17 protein-coding genes and 1 pseudogene are annotated in these 17862 nt (G+C 71.1%); 6 read left to right on the forward strand and 12 right to left on the reverse strand.

Annotated elements, in window-relative coordinates:
- Nucleotides 1–25: 25 nt before the first annotated feature.
- From AB0L00_RS29845 to AB0L00_RS29860, 4 genes and pseudogenes are all read right to left on the reverse strand, one after another.
- Nucleotides 26–967 (reverse strand): ABC transporter substrate-binding protein, encoded by a 942-nt coding sequence (locus AB0L00_RS29845; RefSeq protein ID WP_364440407.1) that lies wholly within the window; start codon nt 965–967, stop codon nt 26–28.
- Nucleotides 968–998: 31 nt separating this feature from the next.
- A complete protein-coding gene (locus AB0L00_RS29850; RefSeq protein ID WP_364440408.1) occupies nt 999–1670 on the reverse strand; it encodes an ABC transporter permease in 672 nt (223 codons plus the stop codon).
- Complete coding sequence (locus tag AB0L00_RS29855) at nt 1667–2356, reverse strand: ABC transporter permease (protein WP_364440409.1); 690 nt, start codon at nt 2354–2356, stop codon at nt 1667–1669. Before AB0L00_RS29855 ends, AB0L00_RS29850 begins: the two co-directional genes overlap by 4 nt.
- A gap of 41 nt (nt 2357–2397) precedes the next feature.
- Nucleotides 2398–3141 (reverse strand): annotated as a pseudogene (locus AB0L00_RS29860) (ATP-binding cassette domain-containing protein); the annotation flags it as partial.
- Between the two features lie 79 nt (nt 3142–3220).
- On the opposite strand from AB0L00_RS29860, the gene AB0L00_RS29865 reads away from it, so the two are divergent.
- On the forward strand, nt 3221–4663 hold the full coding sequence (locus AB0L00_RS29865; RefSeq protein WP_364440410.1) for an aromatic amino acid ammonia-lyase: 1443 nt from the start codon (nt 3221–3223) through the stop codon (nt 4661–4663).
- Here AB0L00_RS29865 and AB0L00_RS29870 read toward each other — a convergent pair.
- The 7 genes from AB0L00_RS29870 to AB0L00_RS29900 form a co-directional block, all read right to left on the reverse strand.
- On the reverse strand, nt 4657–5664 hold the full coding sequence (locus AB0L00_RS29870; RefSeq protein ID WP_364440411.1) for a LacI family DNA-binding transcriptional regulator: 1008 nt from the start codon (nt 5662–5664) through the stop codon (nt 4657–4659). The genes AB0L00_RS29865 and AB0L00_RS29870 overlap by 7 nt on opposite strands.
- Nucleotides 5665–5791: 127 nt before the next feature.
- Nucleotides 5792–5986 carry a hypothetical protein gene (locus tag AB0L00_RS29875; RefSeq protein WP_364440412.1) on the reverse strand — a complete coding sequence of 65 codons (195 nt, stop codon included), beginning with the start codon at nt 5984–5986 and terminating at the stop codon, nt 5792–5794.
- Nucleotides 5987–6231: 245 nt separating this feature from the next.
- On the reverse strand, nt 6232–6462 hold the full coding sequence (locus tag AB0L00_RS29880; protein WP_364440413.1) for a hypothetical protein: 231 nt from the start codon (nt 6460–6462) through the stop codon (nt 6232–6234).
- 94 nt (nt 6463–6556) lie between these two features.
- On the reverse strand, nt 6557–7510 hold the full coding sequence (gene egtD / locus AB0L00_RS29885; RefSeq protein WP_364440531.1) for an L-histidine N(alpha)-methyltransferase: 954 nt from the start codon (nt 7508–7510) through the stop codon (nt 6557–6559).
- A 44-nt stretch (nt 7511–7554) separates the two neighbouring features.
- Nucleotides 7555–8289 carry an ergothioneine biosynthesis protein EgtC gene (gene egtC, locus AB0L00_RS29890; protein WP_364440414.1) on the reverse strand — a complete coding sequence of 245 codons (735 nt, stop codon included), beginning with the start codon at nt 8287–8289 and terminating at the stop codon, nt 7555–7557.
- Nucleotides 8289–9578 (reverse strand): ergothioneine biosynthesis protein EgtB, encoded by a 1290-nt coding sequence (egtB, locus tag AB0L00_RS29895; RefSeq protein ID WP_364440415.1) that lies wholly within the window; start codon nt 9576–9578, stop codon nt 8289–8291. Before egtB ends, egtC begins: the two co-directional genes overlap by 1 nt.
- Complete coding sequence (locus AB0L00_RS29900; RefSeq protein ID WP_364440416.1) at nt 9569–10855, reverse strand: glutamate-cysteine ligase family protein; 1287 nt, start codon at nt 10853–10855, stop codon at nt 9569–9571. Before AB0L00_RS29900 ends, egtB begins: the two co-directional genes overlap by 10 nt.
- A 199-nt stretch (nt 10856–11054) precedes the next feature.
- On the opposite strand from AB0L00_RS29900, the gene AB0L00_RS29905 reads away from it, so the two are divergent.
- The 3 genes from AB0L00_RS29905 (at nt 11055) to AB0L00_RS29915 (ending at nt 13770) form a co-directional block, all read left to right on the forward strand.
- Nucleotides 11055–11942, forward strand: a complete 888-nt coding sequence (locus AB0L00_RS29905; RefSeq protein ID WP_364440417.1) for an amidohydrolase — start codon at nt 11055–11057, stop codon at nt 11940–11942.
- Nucleotides 11943–11948: 6 nt separating this feature from the next.
- Entirely contained in the window at nt 11949–12446 is a 498-nt protein-coding gene (locus AB0L00_RS29910) for a cysteine dioxygenase family protein (protein ID WP_364440418.1), read from the forward strand.
- Nucleotides 12447–12543: 97 nt separating this feature from the next.
- Nucleotides 12544–13770, forward strand: a complete 1227-nt coding sequence (locus tag AB0L00_RS29915) for a hypothetical protein (RefSeq protein ID WP_364440419.1) — start codon at nt 12544–12546, stop codon at nt 13768–13770.
- 165 nt (nt 13771–13935) lie between these two features.
- Here the strand turns inward: AB0L00_RS29915 and AB0L00_RS29920 are convergent, their stop codons facing one another.
- A complete protein-coding gene (locus AB0L00_RS29920) occupies nt 13936–14634 on the reverse strand; it encodes a TetR/AcrR family transcriptional regulator (protein WP_364440420.1) in 699 nt (232 codons plus the stop codon).
- A 299-nt stretch (nt 14635–14933) separates the two neighbouring features.
- On the opposite strand from AB0L00_RS29920, the gene AB0L00_RS29925 reads away from it, so the two are divergent.
- Together AB0L00_RS29925 and AB0L00_RS29930 are read left to right on the forward strand one after the other, a co-directional pair.
- Complete coding sequence (locus AB0L00_RS29925) at nt 14934–16142, forward strand: amidohydrolase family protein (RefSeq protein WP_364440421.1); 1209 nt, start codon at nt 14934–14936, stop codon at nt 16140–16142.
- Between the two features lie 56 nt (nt 16143–16198).
- Entirely contained in the window at nt 16199–17749 is a 1551-nt protein-coding gene (locus AB0L00_RS29930) for an MDR family MFS transporter (protein ID WP_364440422.1), read from the forward strand.
- Nucleotides 17750–17862: the final 113 nt, after the last annotated feature.

Raw genomic sequence — 17862 nt, forward strand, 5'->3', positions numbered from 1 at the left:
ATCGCCGAGGGGCCGCATTGCCGGGTCAGCCGCCGAGGCCGGCCTGCTTCAGCCAGTCCTTGGCGACGGTGCTCGCGTCCTCCTTGTCGCTGACGACCTTGGTCATCATGGCGAGGAGGTCGTTGGTGGTGAGCTTGGCCGAGACGGCGTTCAGCGCGGCCACGCCGGTCTCGTTCAGGCCGGACTTGTAGACCAGCGGCGTGACGTTCTGCGCGCTGAAGACGCTCTGTGGGTCCTCCAACACGACGAACTTGTTGGCCGTGATCGTCGGGTCGGTGGTGAACAGGTCGGCGGCCTGGATGCTGTCGTTCTTCAGCAGCTTGACCAGCGTCGTCTGGGCATTGGCGTCGAACGGCTGGAACTTCTTGAACTTCAGGCCGTACTTGCTCTCCAGCCCGACGAGGCCCTGCTGCCGGGTCTTGAACTCCGACGGCCCGCCGATCGTGAGCTGCCCGGCCACCGACTTGAGGTCGGCGATCGACTTCAGGTGGTACTTGGCCGCGGTCTGGGAGTTGACCGTCACCGAGTCCTTGTCCTCGGCCTTGGAGGAGTCGAGCACCTCCAGCGTCGCGGGCAGCTTCGCCTTGAGCTCGGAGTTCACCTGGTCGGTCGTCACGGCCTTGCTGGCCTTGTCGACCGACGTGGTCAGCAGCGCGCCGTTGTACTCCGGCATCACGGTGATGCCGCCGGACTTGACCTGGTCGAAGTAGATCTCGCGGCTGCCGATGTTGAACTTCTTGGTGACCTTGACGCCCTTGGCCTCCAGCGCCTGGGCGTACAGCTCGCCGATCAACTGGCTCTCGGGGAAGTTGGCCGAGCCGACGACGACGCTCCCCGCGCCGCCGCTGCCGCCGGACTTCTGATCGAGGGGATTACCACCGCTCTTGCCACCGCTGCCGCCTCCGCAGGCGGCGAGCGCTAGGGCGACGGTCACGCCGAGGGCGGCGCCACGGACAATGCGGATCATGGGGGATTCCTTCCGTTGAAACAGCACGGTCTCAGTTGCGCAGGCCGCGGGACACGACCGCTCGGCGGATGCCGACGAAGGCGAGCTGGACGAGGACCGCGAGCAGGACGACGAGCACGGAGCCGCCGACGACCGAGGGGTAGTCCTTGCGGGCGAGGCCGTCGACGATGTAGCGGCCGAGCCCGCCGATGCCCGCGTACGCCGCGATGGTGGCGGTCGCGACGACCTGGATGGCGGCGGTGCGCAGGCCGAGGAGGATGAGCGGCATCGCCACCGGGAGCTCGGCCTTCAGCAGGATGCCCGGACCGGTCATGCCCATTCCCCGAGCGGCGTCCTTGACGTCGTTGTCGACACCGCGGACGCCCTCGTACGTGTTGACGAGGATCGGCGGGGTGGCCAGCGCGATCAGCGGGATGATCACCGGGGTCAGGCCGATGGACGTCACCGTCACGACGAGCAGGACCAGACCCAGCGTGGGGATGGCCCGCGCGAAGTTGGCGACGGTGACGACGGCGAACCCGCCGCGCCCGGTGTGGCCGACGAGTGCGCCGAGCGGCAGCGCGATGAGCGCGGCGACCACCAGGGCCAGCGCGCTGTATCCGAGGTGCTCGAGCAGGCGGTGCGGGATGCCGTCGCCGCCGCTCCAGTGGGCCGAGGCGGTCAGCCAGGTCCAGGCGGCCCTGATCTGGTCGGTCAGGTTCATCCGGTCCTCCTCCGGGCCCAGGGCGTGAGCAGGCGCTGCGCGGCGACGAGGATTCCGTCGCTGAGCAGGGCCAGGACGATGATCAGTACAGAGGAGGCGATGATCGGGGTGGTGAAGTCGCGGGAGTAGCCGTCGATGAACAACTGCCCGAGCCCGCCGTTGCCGATGAGCATGCCGACGCTGACCAGGCTGATGGAGGAGACGGTGGCGACCCGGGCCCCGGCGATGACGACGGGCACCGCGATCGGCAGCTCGACCTGCACGAGCCGTCGCAGCGTGCCGAATCCCATGGCGGTGGCCGCCTGGCGCACCGGGTCGGGGACCGAGCGAAGCCCGTCGACGACGTTCGGCACGAGGACGGACAGGGAGAACAGCGTCAGCGGCACGATGATGGTGAAGTCGGCCCGCCCCCCGCTGCCGACGCCGAAGTACGGGATGAACAGCATGAACAGCGCGAGCGACGGCAGGCCGTACAGGACGTTGGCCACGCCCAGTGTCGGCGGGTACAGCCAGCGCCACCGCGCGCACAGGACGCCGAGCGGGATCGCGATGACGAGCCCGAACAGGATGGGCAGCAGCGCGAGCTTGAGATGGTGCACGGTCAGGTCGGCCATCTGCCCGGTGTGGTCGCCGATCCAGTCCCAGCGGATCAGCGGCTCGCCGCCGTCCGTGGCAGCCAGGGTCATCGATCCGCCGCCTCGGTGTCCTGGCGGTCGAGGTCGCGGTTGAAGCGCAACCGCTTCAGCCCCTTCTCGCCGCCGAGGAACTCCTTGACGAAGTCGTCGGCCGGTTCGGCCAGCAGCTCGTCGGGCGTGGAGTGCTGGGCGAGGACGCCACCCACCTTGAAGACCGCGACCGTGTGGCCGAGCTTGACCGCCTCGTCGATGTCGTGGGTGACGAACGCGATGGTCTTGCGCAGCTCGGACTGCAGCCGGATGAACTCGTCCTGCAGGCTCGCGCGCACGATCGGGTCGACGGCGCTGAACGGCTCGTCCATCAGCATGACGGGCGGGTCGGCGGCGAGCGCGCGGGCGACGCCGACGCGCTGCTGCTGGCCGCCGGACAACTGGTACGGGTAGCGCTTGGCCATCTTCGTGTCGAGGCCGACCCGCTCCATCAGCTCCAGCGCCGTCGTCCGGGCCTTCTTCTTGTCCCAGCCGAGGAGGTACGGGACGGTGGCGATGTTGTCGACGATCGTCCGGTGCGGGAACAGGCCGGCGTGCTGGATGACGTAGCCGATGCCGCGGCGCAGGCGGGCGGGGTCCTGGGCGCGGACGTCCTCGCCGTCGATCGTGATGGTGCCGCTCGTGGGTTCGATCAGCCGGTTTATCATCCGCAGTGTCGTGGTCTTGCCGCAGCCGGAGGGCCCGACGAGCACGGTGATCTGGCCGGTGGGGATCTGCAGCGTCAGGTCGTCGACGGCCACGGTGCCGTCGGCGTATCGCTTCGTTACGCCATCGAATTTGATCAAGAGTGGCTCAGCCCCTGGGGGTATCCGGGATAAAAGGTCAAGATAGTGTGATTTATCTACTTGCCATAAGGTTCCACCGATGAGTCCGACATCCGTAGCCGTCAACGGTAGCGGCCTGACCTGCGAGGCTGTAGCCGCGGTGGCCCGTGACGGCGTTTTTGTTACAGTTCCGCCACAAGCGGTGGAGCGGGCGCGACAGGCCTGGGAGGTCGCCCGGGAGGTCGCCGAGCGGCAGCCGGTGTACGGCCGTACGACGGGCGTCGGCGCCAACCGGAACGTCACGATCGAGGACGACGACGCCCATGGCCTGCGGCTTCTGCGCAGCCACGCGGGCGGGGCCGGGCCGCTGCTCGCCTCGGAGATCGTCCGCGCGATGCTCGTCGTGCGCCTCAACCAGATCGCCGCGGGGGGCTCCGGCGTCGACCCGGAGGTGCTCGGCGCGCTCGCCGAGGTGATCAATCGCTGGCTGGTCCCGCCGATCCCGGCGTACGGCGCGATCGGCACCGGGGACCTGACCGCGCTCGCCGCGACCGCGCTGTGCCTGATCGGCGAGCGCCCCTGGCAGGGCGGCGCGGGCGGCCCGCACTTCGCGCTGCGCCCCACGGACGCGCTGGCCTTCATCAGCTCGAGCGCCGCCACCTTCGGCGAGTCGGCGCTGGCCGTCCGGGACGTCACCGAACTGCTGCGCGCCTCGATCCCGGTGGCCGCGCTGTCGCTGCACGCGGTGCGCGGCTCGGCCGAGCCCTTCGCCGCCCCTGTGCACGAGGCCTGCCCGCACCCCGGGCAGCGCCGGGTCGCCGAGGCCGTGCGCGGCCTGCTCCCCGAGGAGATCGCCCCGGCCCGCATCCAGGACCCGTACGGCTACCGGGCCTTCCCCCAGGTGCACGGGCCCGCGGTGGACGCCGCCGAGCAGGCGGAGGGCGTCGTCACCCGGGAGATCAACGCGGCGGCCGAGAACCCGCTCGTCGACGTCGCGAACCGCACGGTCTGGCACAACGGCAACTTCCACACCGCGTCCGTCGGGCTGGCGCTCGACGCCGTACGGGCCGCGCTCTTCCAGACGGCGGCGCTGTCGGCGGCCCGGCTCGGCACGCTGGTGGAGCCCGCCTTCACCGGCTTGGAGGCGTTTCAGGCGGCCCCGGGCGAGCCCGGCTCGGGGATCATGATCCTGGAGTACGTCGCGCACTCGGCCATCGCCGACATCCGGCGGCTGGCCTCCCCCGCCGCGCTCGGCAGCGCCGTGCTGTCGCGGGGCGTCGAGGAGCACGCGGGCTTCGCCACCCAGTCGGCGCGCGCCACCACCGACGTCGTCACGGCGTACCGCACCGCGTTGGCCTGTGAGCTCGTCGCGGCGGTACGGGCGCTGCGGATGCAGGGCCGCACGCCACTGGGCCGGCTCGGCGAGGTCTACGCCCAGGCCGCCGACGCGCTGGACCCCGCGGTCGAGGACCGGCCACTCGACGCCGACATCGGCGCCGCGGCCGACCTGCTTCCCCGGATCGCCGTCTACGGTGCCTACTGAGAACATTTACCGGTCGATTCGCGGAGCAGGAGGCTGGGCTCGCAGACGATGCGGCGGCGGCGCGGCTTGCCCTCGATGGCACCGACGATGACCCGCACCGCCGAGTGCACGATGTCGTCGATGTCCCAGTCCATGCTGGTCAGCGGCGGGGTGAGCAACGCGGACATCGGGTGGTTGTCGAAGCCGGCGACCGACAGGTCACCGGGCACGTTGAGACCGAGCTCGCGGGTCGCGGCGTAGACGCCGTAGGCGATCGAGTCGGAGAAGCAGAACATCGCGGTCGGCGGGCCGGGCGAGGTCAGCACTCCCAGGGCCGCCTCGGTGGCGCCGGGGAGCGCCTGCGGCGAGGTGACCACGTCGACCTCGATGCCGATCCGCTCGGCCTCGGCGTTGACGTGCAGGTCGGCGGGGCGGTCCGGGGTGCTGGCACGCGTGGGGGTGAGCACGGCGACGTGCCGGTGCCCGAGCTGGTGCAGGTGCTCCAGCGCGAGCGTGACGCCCGCGCGGTTGTCGAACACCACCTCGCCGTACGCGTGCCCGCCGTGCAGCGAGTCGCCGATCGACACGATCGGCAGGCTCTCCCCCAGCTCGGCCCACACCTCGCCGGCCGGGTCCACCGGCTGCACGATCAGGCCGTCGACGCGCTGGTCACGGAGCTGCCGGGCGAGCATGGCCTCCCGGTCGGGGTCACCGGCCGCGTCGAGGATGATGGCGTAGCGGTCGCGGGCGAACAGCGCCCGGCCGATGCCGACGGCGAGCGCCTGCTGCCACAGGTCCTCGAGGGAGCCGCACAGCAGCCCCACCATGCCGGTGCGCCCGCTGGCCAGGGCCCGCGCGATGGGATGCGCCTCGTAGCCCAGCTCGGCGGCGGCCTGCCGGACCCGCTGCTGGGTCTCCTCCGACGTCTGAATGCCGCGCAACGCATACGAGACCGCGGCCGGCGAGAGCCCCGTCGCCTTCGCCACTTCGCGGATGGTCGCTCGCTTACGTTGCTGCGCCACGACCCCAACAGTACAGATCTCCACCGACAAACCCGGGCCCCAGAAGAAGAGAACCGGTCCCCGGTCCCGCCACGAGGGCGGGAGCGGGGACCGGTCTGTTCCCTGGCGGCGACAGCTCAGACGGCCGTCAGCCGTGGCGGATGATGTCCGCGGCCTTTCCGATGTCCTTGCGGACGTTCGCCATGCCCGCGTTCAGCACCGCGTTCGCCTCGGAGTTGCCGCCGGACCGGCCGGAGCCGGGGGTGTGCGGCGTCGAGTCGATCTTGGCCTTGTCGCTGGGAACCACGCTGCCGTGAACGAAACCGCCGGACTTCTTACTCATGGTCACTTCCTTTGATCTTCTGCCGTGTCGTGCGCTGCGGACTTTGGCCGCAGTGACTATTACCGTTCGGACGCATCGGTCTTCGTCAAGGCCGGTTCGACGGTGGATCAGGCAGACCTGATGAGGCTGCGGAGAACTCGCCCCGGGACGAAGCCGAGCCATAACGAAAACCGGTCCCCGGTCCCGCCACGAGGGCGGGACCGGGGACCGGTCTGTTCGGCTGGCGGCGACGGCTCAGCGGGCCGTTACTCCTTCGGCCAGCCCGCCGTCACGGCGTCGCCGACCGCGCTCATGTCCGTGCCACCGTTGGACGTGTGGCCCGACCCGCCGCCGGAGCGGGTGGTGACCGGCGCGTTCGTGGCCCCACCGCTGGTCGGCGTCCCGTTGGTGCCGGTGTGCGTCGGCGTCCCGTTGGTGCCGGTGTGCGTCGGCGCCCCGTTTGTGCCGGTGTGCGTCGGCGTCATGCTGGCTCGCATGGTGACTCCTCGAGTCTCGTCCGAATTCCACGCCGCGGACCTTGGCCGCGGCGTTCTTTACTGTCCGGACGCCCCGGTTTTCGGCAAGGCCTGATCAGACGGGCCTGAGCAGGCTGAGGGAGAAGTCGCCGTCGGGGTCGGTCCACCAACGGTCGATGCGCAGGCCCGCCGCACCCGCCTCCGCGTCGAGGCGGTCCCGGCGGAACTTCGCGGAGATCTCCGTGCGCACCTCCTCGCCCTCGTCGAACTCCACCTTCAGGTCGAGGGTCGGGATGTGCACGACCTGCGCTGCCGTCGAGCGCAGCCGCATCTCGATCCACTCGTCGTTCGGGTTCCAGACGGCGACGTGCTCGAACCGGTCGGGGACGAAGTCGGCGCCGAGCTCGCGGTTGATGACGTTGAGGACGTTGCGGTTGAACTCGGCGGTGACGCCACGGGCGTCGTCGTACGCGCGGACGAGCCGGTCCTCGTCCTTGACGAGGTCGGCGCCGAGCAGGAGCGCGTCGTCCTCGCTCATCGTGGCGCCCACCGCGCTGAGGAACGACACCCGCTCGGCCGGGCCCATGTTGCCGATCGTGCCGCCGAGGAACGCCACGAGGCGGCGCTCCCCGCCGGGCAGCAGGGCCAGGTGCCGCTCGTAGTCGGCGACGACGGGCCGCACCGTCAGGCCCGGGTGGTCCTCGGCGATCTGCCCGGCCGCGCGGCCGAGGAAGTCGCCGCTGACGTCGACCGGCACGTACGTGCGCAGGGTGCCGCTCAGCGCGTCGAGCAGCATCCGGGTCTTCTCCCCCGAGCCCGCGCCCAGCTCCATGAGGGTGACCGCGCCGGTCGCCTCGGCGATCTCGCCCGCCCGCTCGGCGAGGATCGCGCGTTCGCGGCGGGTCGGGTAGTACTCCTCCAGCCGGGTGATCTCCTCGAACAGCTCGCTGCCGCGCTCGTCGTAGAACCACTTGGCGGGCAGCGTCTTCGGCCGCGTGCTCAGGCCGTCGGCGACGTCCCGGCGCAGCGCCTTACCGAGATCGTCCGGGGTCAGATACCGATCCACGATGCCTCCCGATGTTCTCTTGTCCGTCGTCGGCCCGCTGGGGTCCGTCACAGTGGGCTCACCCGTACCCGATCGTGGTCGACCATCACCAGTGAGCGATCGGGGACCTCTTCCCACTCGGCCGACTCGTCGTACGGCTCGGAGGCGATGACGACGTCCTCGCCCCGGCGCACGTACAGCGTGTCGCCCCACCGGGTCGCGGCCAGCGAGCGCCCGTCGGCCGCGAGGAGGTTGTACCGGCCGGGGGCGAGCGCGGCAGTGGCCTCGACAGCGTACGCGAGCCCGTCCGCGAGATCGTGACCGGCCCGCCACCGGCCGGCGGCCAGCGCGAACAGCAGCGCCGAGTCGACGGGGGCGCGGGCGTCCGGGATCGGCGCGAGGTCGCCGGCGAGCTCCCGCAGCTTCGCCTCGACGCCCGGGAAGCCCTCGACCGCGCCGTTGTGGCTGAACAGCCGCTCGGCGTCCGTGAACGGCTGGGCGCACGACTCGTCGACCGGGAAGCCCGGCGTCGCGGAGCGGACCGCGGCGACCGCGCAGCGGCTACGGACGACCTCGGCGATGTCGGCGAAGGACAGGTCCGTCCAGATCGGCTGGGACCGGCGGTACCGGACGGGCCGGGCACGGGACGGGTCGTACCAGCCCGCGCCGAACCCGTCGGCGTTGACGACGCAGTTGGCGTTCATGTGCGGCGCGTACGACTGCCGCTCCAGGGAGTGCTCCGGGGCGTACAGCAGTTCGTGCAGGGTGCGCGGTGCGCCGAGGTAGGCGAGGTGACGGCACATCAGGCGGCGTCCCTCGCACAGCGGAACCCGGCGAAGATCTGCCGGCGGATCGGGTGGTCCCAGTTGCGGAAGGTCGTCCGGCAGGCCAGCGGATGCGTCGCCCAGGAGCCGCCGCGCAGCACTTTGTAGTCGCCGCCGAAGAACACCTCGGAGTACTCCTTGTACGGAAAGGCGCGGAACCCCGGATAGCCGTGGAAACCGCTCGACGTCCACTCCCACACGTCGCCGAGCAACTGCCGCACGCCGTACGCCGACGCGCCCTCGGGGTGGGAGCCGACCGGCGCGGGCCGCATCATCCGCTGCCCGAGGTTGGCGTGCTGCCCCGTGTCGCCCCAGGGCAGGCGGCGTTTGCGGCCCGTCTCCGGGTCCCAGCTCGCGGCCTTCTCCCACTCGGCCTCGGTGGGCAGCCGCTTGCCCGCCCAGCGGGCGTAGGCGTCCGCCTCGTACCAGCAGACGTGCTGCACCGGCTCGTCGAGCGGCACCGGTTCGGTCCGGCCGAACCGCCGCCGCAGCCACCGGCCGTCCTCGCGTCTCCAGAACGCGGGCGCGCGCTTGCCGGACCCCGTCCGCCAGTCCCAGCCGGCCGGCTGCCACCAGCGCGGGTCGTCGTACCCGCCGTCCTCCATGAACGCCAGGTACGCGGCGTTCGACACCGGCGTGACGTCGATGAAGAAGGCGGGCAGGTCGACCGTGTGGGCGCCGCGCTCGTTGTCGTACGCCCACGGGTCGTCGGAGGTGCCCATGACGAACGGGCCCGCGTCGACCAGCGCCTCGTGCCCGGCCAGGGCCGGGGCGCCGGCGGGAGGCTCCTCCGGCGACCGGCCGAGCAGCGTGGGACCGTTCGCCCGGAGCTGGTGGGTGGCGAGCATCGTCTCGTCGTGCTGGTGCTCGTGCTGGATGACCATGTTGTAGACGAAGCCGCCCGCCGCGAGCGGTCCGGTCAGCGGCACCTTCTCCAGGGAGTCGAGCACCTTGGACCGTACGGTGTCGATGTACGCGCGGCTCTCGGCCGGGGTGAGCAGCGGAAGCTTCGGCCGTTCGGCGCGGGGGTGCTCGAAGGCGTTGTACAGATCGTCGATCTCCGGGCGCATCGCCTCCTGGCCGGCGGCCGCGCGCAGCAGCCAGAGCTCCTCGTAGTTGCCGATGTGCGCCAGGTCCCAGACCAGCGGTGACATCAGCGGCGAGACCTGCGCCATCAGGTCCGGTTCCTCGAGCGCCTCCAGGGTGAGGCCGACGCTCCGGTCGCGCGCGGCGATCAGCTCCGTCGCGATCCGTTCCTTCAGGTCCACGTGGCTTCCTCCTCGGTGGCCGTGGCGGGCGGCTCGGCGCGCGTGCCCGGCACGGTCCTGCATGCATCGGGTTTCGGGGGGACCGCCGGGCGTACGGCGGTGTCGGCGGGCCGCTCGGCCCGCTCACCCGCTCCGCGGCGACCGCGCTCCTCGCCCGTCGGTGGGTCGTCGGCCGGGCAGCGGCCGCGTTCGACGAACCGGCCGGCGTAGGCGTCGACGATGGGGACGAGCGCCTCCGCGCCCAGCCTGGGCAGGGCGTCCAGGGCGGCGGCGAAGCAGCGGCGCGCGGCGCGGGCCAGCACCGGGTCGGTGAGGGCGTCGCGCGCGGCCTGGCGCCAGCGGTCCCGCGCGGGGGCGGCGGCCTCGGTCGCGAGGTCGGCCGCGACCGGATCGTCGAGCAGCGCGGCGGCCACGGCGATGGGCACCGGCCAGTACGGCTCCGGCAGCGCGTCGATCATCCGCAGCTCGAGCCAGCCCTGCGGCCGGACGGGCGGGAACAGCGTCGACAGGTGGTACGCCAGGTCGCCGAGGTCGGGCCGGCCCGTCGCCATCCACTCCCGGAAGGTCATCCCCGGAGCCGCCACCCAGCCGTCGCGGATGAGCATGACCTGCGCGTCGAGGGCGTACCGGACCCAGGCCTCGACGGGGTCGTCACCGCCCACTGCCGCCGTACGCCCTGGGTCGAGCCTCTCCCAGACGATCTGCCGGCGAGACCGGGCCGACGGGCCGGGCGAGTTGGCGAAGGCCGCGACCAGCACCGGTCCGAGCGCGTGCGCGAGCCGCCAGCGCCGGGCGGCGTCCTCGGCGTCGGCGCCGATGTCGAGGCAGACCTGGAGCGAGGCGGTGCCGCACATCATCCGCAGGCCGTATTCGCCGAAGTACTCGCGCATGCACCGGTAGCGGCCTTCGGTCGCCTGGAACACCGACGGCCGGGAGTCGGCGCCGCGCCCGTCGAGGATCAGGTCCTCTTTGGCCAGGTGCGCGGTGACGTGCGCGATGTCGCGGGCGACGGCGACGCACGCCGCGGCAGGGCCCGGACGCGGGGGCGAGCTGAGCTCGAGCTGGCCGCCGGGTTCGTACGTGATGCGGCTTCCGGCGGGCGGCGGGCCGGCCGCCTCCATCACCGCCTGGACGCGCGGCAGTACAGCGGGCCGGGACGGGGCGTTCCGGTCGATGACGAACCATTCGGTCTCGGCGCCGACCAGCCCGGGCGGGCCGGTCTTGAAGCAGACCCCCTGGACGTGCTCGTAGATCTGGTCGATGGTCAGTCGGCTCATGGCACCTCCGAACGAGCGACGAACGGAGGTCTTTCCCTACTGAACCGCATCAATAATCCGAAAAGTACCTTTCGTTGCCAAAAGCGGCAGATGTCGTTGAGGTGGCGGGGACGTATGTGAAACGGTCCACTGAACCGCTACACTGATACGGTTCAGTGAACCGGTTCAGGAGGCTGACCTGCGAGTAAGGAGCACATCCGTGCGGATCGACGTGCACCAGCACCTCTGGGGTCCGGCCTTCCTCGACGCCCTCCGGCGGCGTACGGCGGCTCCCCGGCTCGACGGCTGGACGCTCCATCTCGCGGGCGAGGCCCCGTACGACGTCGACCCGGCCGACCACGACCCCCGGCGCCGCGCCGACGAAGCCGCCGAGGACGGTTTCGGCCTCGTGCTGATCTCGCTCTCCGCTCCGCTCGGCGTCGAATCGCTGCCGCCCGACCAGGCCGCTCCCCTCCTCGACGCCTACCACGCGGACGCGCTGGCGCTGCCCGAGCCGTTCCGCGCCTGGGCCGCCGCCGGCCTGGCCGAGATCGACGTGGACGCCCTCGCCCGGCTCCTCGACCAGGGGTTCGTCGGCCTGCAGCTGCCCGCGACCGCGCTGCTCGACCCGGCGGGCTACGAGCGCTGCGCGCCCCTCCTCGCGCTCCTGGAGGAACGCCGGCTGCCGCTGTTCGTCCACCCCGGGCCCGCGCCCGCCGCGGACGGCCCGGCATGGTGGCCCGCGCTCGTCCCGTACGTCCACCAGATGCACGCCGCCTGGTACGCCTTCCGCGCCTTCGGCCGGCCGCGCCATCCCGACCTGCGCGTCTGCTTCGCCCTGCTCGCCGGGCTCGCTCCTCTGCACGGCGAGCGGCTGGCCGCCCGCGGCGGCGGACGCGGCCAGGTCGACTCGAACGCCTACGTGGAGACGTCCTCGTACGGACCGCGCGCCGTCGACGCCACCGTCCGGGCGATCGGCATCGACACGATCGTGAGCGGCTCCGACCGCCCGTACGCCCGTGTCCCCCGCGACTTCGGCTTCGGCGACGCCGCCGAGCACGCCATCCGCACCGCCAACCCGCACCGACTGCTCACCGGAAAGGACTGAACTCCGTTGACCATCGAGTCCCTCCCCGAACGAAGCCTCGACCGGCACGAACTGCGCCGACTGGTCGACGACCTGGCCGCTCACCCCGAGACGTGGCAGGAGCTGGTCGACTTCCCCGACGGCCACCGCCACTACGTGTCGCTGCACCGCGACGAGTACGTCGACGTGTGGCTGCTGTGCTGGACTCCGGAGAGCGACACGGGCTGGCACGACCACGACATCTCCTCCGGCGCGGTCGCGGTCGTCGACGGCACCCTCATGGAGTGCAACCCCCGGATCGGCGGCGAGCACGTCGAGGTGGCGGTCGAGGCGGCGACGTCGTTCTGCTTCGGGCCCGAGCACATCCACCGCCTGGTCGGGGTGGCGGACCGCAGCGTGTCCATCCACGCGTACTCACCCCCGCTCTGGCGCATGGGGCAGTACTCCATCGACGACGGCGGCGTGATGCGCCGCGTCTCGGTCAGCTACGCCGACGAGCTCCGCCCCCTCGACCCCGCCGCCTGATCGCCGGAAGCAAAAGCCTCTGGCGCCGATTTTTGGCACGCTGGTAGTTTGCCTTTTACTTGTAGTGACAGGTCCGCGTGCTGGAACGGAGTCGAAGGTGTCCCTGACGGAGGCGCTGCGCGCCGGCGAGCCGGAGGTCTTCGGCCTGCTCTACGACGAGCACGGGCCGCGGATCCACGCCTACTGCCACCGCATGGTCGGTGACGAGGCCGCCGACGCCGTACGCGACGCCTTCGTCACCGCCGCCCGTTACCCGGCCGGGGCCCCGGCCGGCGATGACGCGCTGCCGATCTGGCTGTACGCGCTCGCCCGCGCCGAGGTGCTGCGCCGCGGCGCCCTGGAGCGCTCCGTCCCGGTCGACCCCGGGGCGGCGCCGCTGGAGCGCGCCCTGGCCCGGCTGCGGCCCGAGCAGCGGGAGGCCCTCGCACTGACCGACGCGCTCGAGGTGGAGGAGTTCGCGCGGCTCACCGGAGTGGCCCTCGACACCGCCGAGCTGCTGGTCCGCATGGCGCGTCGCCGACTCGAACAGGCCGTCGTCGCCGTGCTCGAAGCCGGCTCCGCCGCGGACGACGAGCTGCTGACGGCCCTCGCGAAGGGCCGCCTGCACGCGCTCGTGAGCCGGCGGGCGGCCGAGCCGTCCGCGTCGTTGCGGGACGCGGTGGTCGCCGCCTGCGTCGCGGCCGAGCGGACGTTCATCGGCGTGCCGCTGTCCTACGCCGACGGCCTGCCCCTCTCCTTCGAGGGAGTGTTCGGTCCAGCCGACGCCGGCACCGGTCCGCGCCCGAAGGCCGACCGGCCGGGCGCCCCGGCACCGGCCCGCCACCGGCGCAAGCCCCGCCGGCGCAACGCCCTGCTCACCGAGACGCTCACGCTGGCGGCCTGCGCCGCGGCGGTCATCGGCGCCATCCTGGTCTGGCCCACCGGCTCCGACCAGGGCGCCTCGAACGTCGGCGACAACAGCCGGCTGGTGCGGCACGGCACGCCGACGAGCCGTCCATCGCCGTCGGCCGGCCACGCGGGGCCGCTGGGCGACGGGTCCTCGCCCGTCGGCAGTGCGCGGACCACACCGCGGCCCGGGCCCGGGTCTCCGTCGGCCGCGGCCACGCACGCCTCGCCCTCGCCGACGGCGACGGCGACGGCGACGGTAAGTAGTTCGCCCGTGTCTCCCACGAGTCCGGCCCCGTCCGGGACCCCGACGCCAGAGCCGACGTCCGCGTCACCGACTCCCACCCCGAGCCTCTCGACGCTGCCCCTCCCGGCGCCCATCGGCGGAAGGCCGAGCACCACCCCGACGCCGAAGAAGACCGGCCCGAAGAAGTCCTAGTTCCGCGTTCCGCGACGGCGCTCAGGTGAGCGGGTAGCCGCTTCGGTCGTCGTGGCCGGAGGGGTCCTCGTAGCAATCGCCGAAAATCCAACGAACCTATAGCTGACCTGCGCTTATCCGGGGCGACCTGCACTACGCCCAGCAGGGCGCCGTTGAAGGCGGAGCTTAGGGGGTTCGCGGGCTCGGGGCGGGGGCTGTGAGGATGCCGTTGAGCAGGACGAGGAATTGCCATCGGCTGCGGGCCTCGGGGGTGCCTGAGACCAGTTCGGCGGTGGCGGCCGTGATGTGCGGATGCCGGTCGGGCCGGATGGTGCGCAGTGCGGTGAGGAAGGCTTGCCATTCCTGCGCGGCGTTGGGGTCCTGGTTGCGGGTGCCGTGTTCGACGGCGGTCGCGGTGGCGAGCTGGAGCAGCAGGTCCACTCCCCAGGCTGCGCGTTCAGTGTCCATGCCGCCTTCGTACAGGACACTCATCAATGCCTCGATGAGGTCGAAGTAGTTGCGGCCGCGTGGCCGTGACACCAGCGCGGAGCGGGCGAGGTTCGGCCGCGTGTAGAGGATGTGGATGTAGGAGGCAAGGATCTTCATCAGGCGCTCGCGCCAGTCCCCGGGGGCCGTCACAGGGGTGAGGTCCACTTCGCCGAGCATCTCGTCCAGCATCGCGGCGTGCAGTTCGTCGGCGTTGCGGAAGTAGACGTACAGCGAGGCCGGCCCGGTGTCGAGTTCCCGGGCCAGGAGCCGCAGCGTCACCTGGTCGTGCCCCTGGTTCATCAGCTTGACGGCCGCCGCGACGATCCCGTCCGCGGTGAGGGCCGGCTTGGCGGGCCTGTCGCGGCGGCTGCGGGGGGATGCGTCAGGGGCAGGCATGACGCCCACAGTAACGAACATGTTCGACGCTGTACAAGTCGATAGCCGCGCCCAACTCACCGAGCCGTTACTTATTGTGATTATCTACGCACTCGCTGCGTAAATCCAAGGTTCGTTGAGGAGCATAGCTCGTCACATTTGCCCAGGTACATCCTGCATCGTCGGTGTCGGCGGGCGTTCCGCCGGTCGTCGAGCCCGCCCGTCGGATGGGCCAGAACGGTGAACGAACTTGTTCTTAGCGAACATGTTCGTTACTTTGCGGATGGGACAGCGACTCTTCGACCGCTTTTGGAGGAATCATGTCGACCTACATCACCAACGTCCGCGTTTTCGACGGTGAGCACGTCTTGGACGCCCGCACTGTGGGCATCGACGGGACCGAGATCGTCTCTGTCGGCCAGCAGCCGCCGCAGGACGCCGAGCTCGTCGACGGCCAGGGCGGCACGCTGCTGCCGGGCCTGATCGACGGTCACGTCCACACCTCGCTGGAAGGGCTGCGGCTCGCATTGGCGTTCGGGGTCACCACCGAGCTGGAGATGCAGGGGTACTGGACGCCTGAGCAGCGTGCACAGATCGGCGCCGACGACGAGATCGCCGACGTCCGGTCCGCCCTACTCGCTCTGATGGCGCCCGGAGGACACCCCAGCGAGCTGATGGGCGACCTCGGCGATCACGCCCCCGACAGCGGCGGCTGGACCATGCCCTCGGTATCGACCCCCCAGGAGGCCGTGGCCTACGTCAACGCGCGAGTAGCCGAAGGCGCCGACTACATCAAGGTCATGATCGAGGACGGTGCGGTCATGGGGCACCCCGGCCTACCGATGATCAGCACCGAGACCCTGAAGGCAGGAGTGGCCGAGGCACACCGGCTCGGCAAGCAGGTCATCGCCCATGCCCTGACCGTGGCGGCCACGCAGCAGGCCCTGGACGTCGGCGTGGACGGCTTCGCGCACCTGTTCATCGACCAGGCGCACACACCGCAGATCATCGCCGCCATCGCCGACGCCGGCGTCTTCGTCACCCCGTGCCTGGCCGTCAGCGCCTCGGTCATGGGCGGTACCGGCGCTGTGCTCGCCGAGGACCCCCGGGTGGAACGGCGACTGCCCGAGCCCTGGCTCGAAACGCTGCGTGGGACCTTCAACACCTTCCCGGACGGGCGCTTCGAGGACGTCCTCGGTTCCGCCGCGGCACTGCGCGACGCGGGCGTCGACATCATCGCCGGCACCGACTCCTCGGTTCCGGTGCCCTCCCACGGCGGCGTCGTGCACGGCGCGAGCCTGCACCACGAACTCCAGCTACTGGTCCGAGCGGGCCTCAGCCCTCAGGAGGCGCTGCGCGCGGCGACCGGCACACCGGCCCGCAGGTTCGGCCTCACCGACCGAGGCCGTATCGCCCCCGGAGCACGAGCCGACCTGCTCCTGGTCGACGGCGATCCCACGACCCGCATCGGCGACTCCCTGTCCATCCGAACGATCTGGCGCCGCGGTACCGCCACGGCAGCGCACTGAACGGCCAACGCACCGGGGGCCTCGACCAGTGCCCCACCACCTAGGAGTGATCCATCATGTCGACCCCAACACCCGCCCCCACGGGCGCCGCTCAGCCGGCCGAGCCCGCCGTGCCCAAGAACGTCCGCTGGGTGCTGCTGGGGATCCTGCTCGCAATGCTGCTGGCGCAGCTGGACGGGCTGATCGTCGGCACCGCCATGCCCACCATCGTCAGTGAGATCGGAGGGCTGGACCACATCTCCTGGGTGGTGACCGCCTACACCCTCACCATGGCCTGCTCGACCCCGATCTGGGGCAAGCTCGGCGACCTTTTCAACCGCAAGCTGATGTTCCTGTCCTCGATCGTGCTCTTCCTGATCGCCTCGGCCCTGTCCGGGGCGTCGACGACCATGACCGAGTTGATCATCTTCCGCGCGGTCCAGGGCGTCGGCGCAGGCGGGCTCGCCGCAGGAGCGTTCGCACTGATCGGCGCACTGCTGCCGCCCCGCGAACGCGGCCGGTACCAGGGCATGGTCGCCATCGTCATGGCGCTCGGCAGCATCGGCGGCCCGCTGGTGGGCGGTCTCATCACCGGCCACCTCGGCTGGCGGTGGGCGTTCTACATCAACCTCCCCATCGGGATCATCTGCATCGTGTGGTGCCAGCTGCTGCTGCACGTCCCGTCGGTCCGCAAGGAGAAGGCCGTCATCGACTGGCTGGGCATCACGCTGTTGACCAGCACGATCGCCGCGACTGTGCTGGCCTTCACCTGGGCGGGCAGCACCTACGCCTGGGAATCCCGGCAGATCCTCGCCCTCGCCGCCGGGGCCGCCTCCGGGTTGGCCCTGTTCATCGCCTCCCAGAAGCGGGCCGCTGACCCGCTCATGCCGCTGCGGATCTTCACCGAGAGCCGCAACTTCCCGCTCGCCTCGCTGCTGCTGATCGTCGCGGGCGTGGCCATGTTCGGCGCCACGCTCTACTTGCCACTCTTCCAGCAGACCGTGCAGGGCGCCTCGGCCACCAACTCGGGTCTGCTGCTGGTCCCGATGATGGCCGGCACCGTCATTGCCTCCAACATCGCCGGGAAGGTGATGACCAAGACCGGCAAGTACAAGATCTTCCCCGTGCTCGGCACCGCGTCACTGGTGGTCGGCATGTACCTGCTGTCGACCATGGACACCGGCACCGCCCGGTTCACCACCAGCCTGTTCATGGTCCTGGTCGGCATCGGCACCGGCTTCACCCTCCAGATGGCCAATACCATCGCCCAAAACAGCGTGGAACTGCGCGACATCGGAGCCGCCTCCGCCGCCGCGACCCTGTTCCGCACCGTCGGCGGCTCCCTCGGCGTCGCGGTCTTCGGCTCCCTGTTCACCAGCTCCGTCCAAGGCCACGCCGCACCAGGCGAAGGAAGCACCAACCACGTCGCGCACATGACCGCCGCAGCAAAGGACGCCTACCTCCACGCCGTCGCCCACGCCACCCACCAGATCTTCCTCGTCGGCGCAGCCATCGCCGCCGTCGGCCTCATCGCCGCCATCGCCATTGAAGAAGTACCGCTACGTGCCAAGCCCGGCAGCGGTCCCGCTCCCGCCAAACCCACCACCCCACAACCAGCCGGCAAATAGCTTTCGGACCGGGCCGACGCCCACGCTCTATCCCAGATAGTGGTGGGTGCCGTCAGCCGCTTCGACACCGGCCGACAGGTCCCACGCTCCGCCAAGCCGTCGAGACGTTCCTA

This window comes from Actinoallomurus sp. NPDC052308 (assembly GCF_040679195.1).
Lineage (GTDB): Bacteria > Actinomycetota > Actinomycetes > Streptosporangiales > Streptosporangiaceae > Actinoallomurus > Actinoallomurus liliacearum.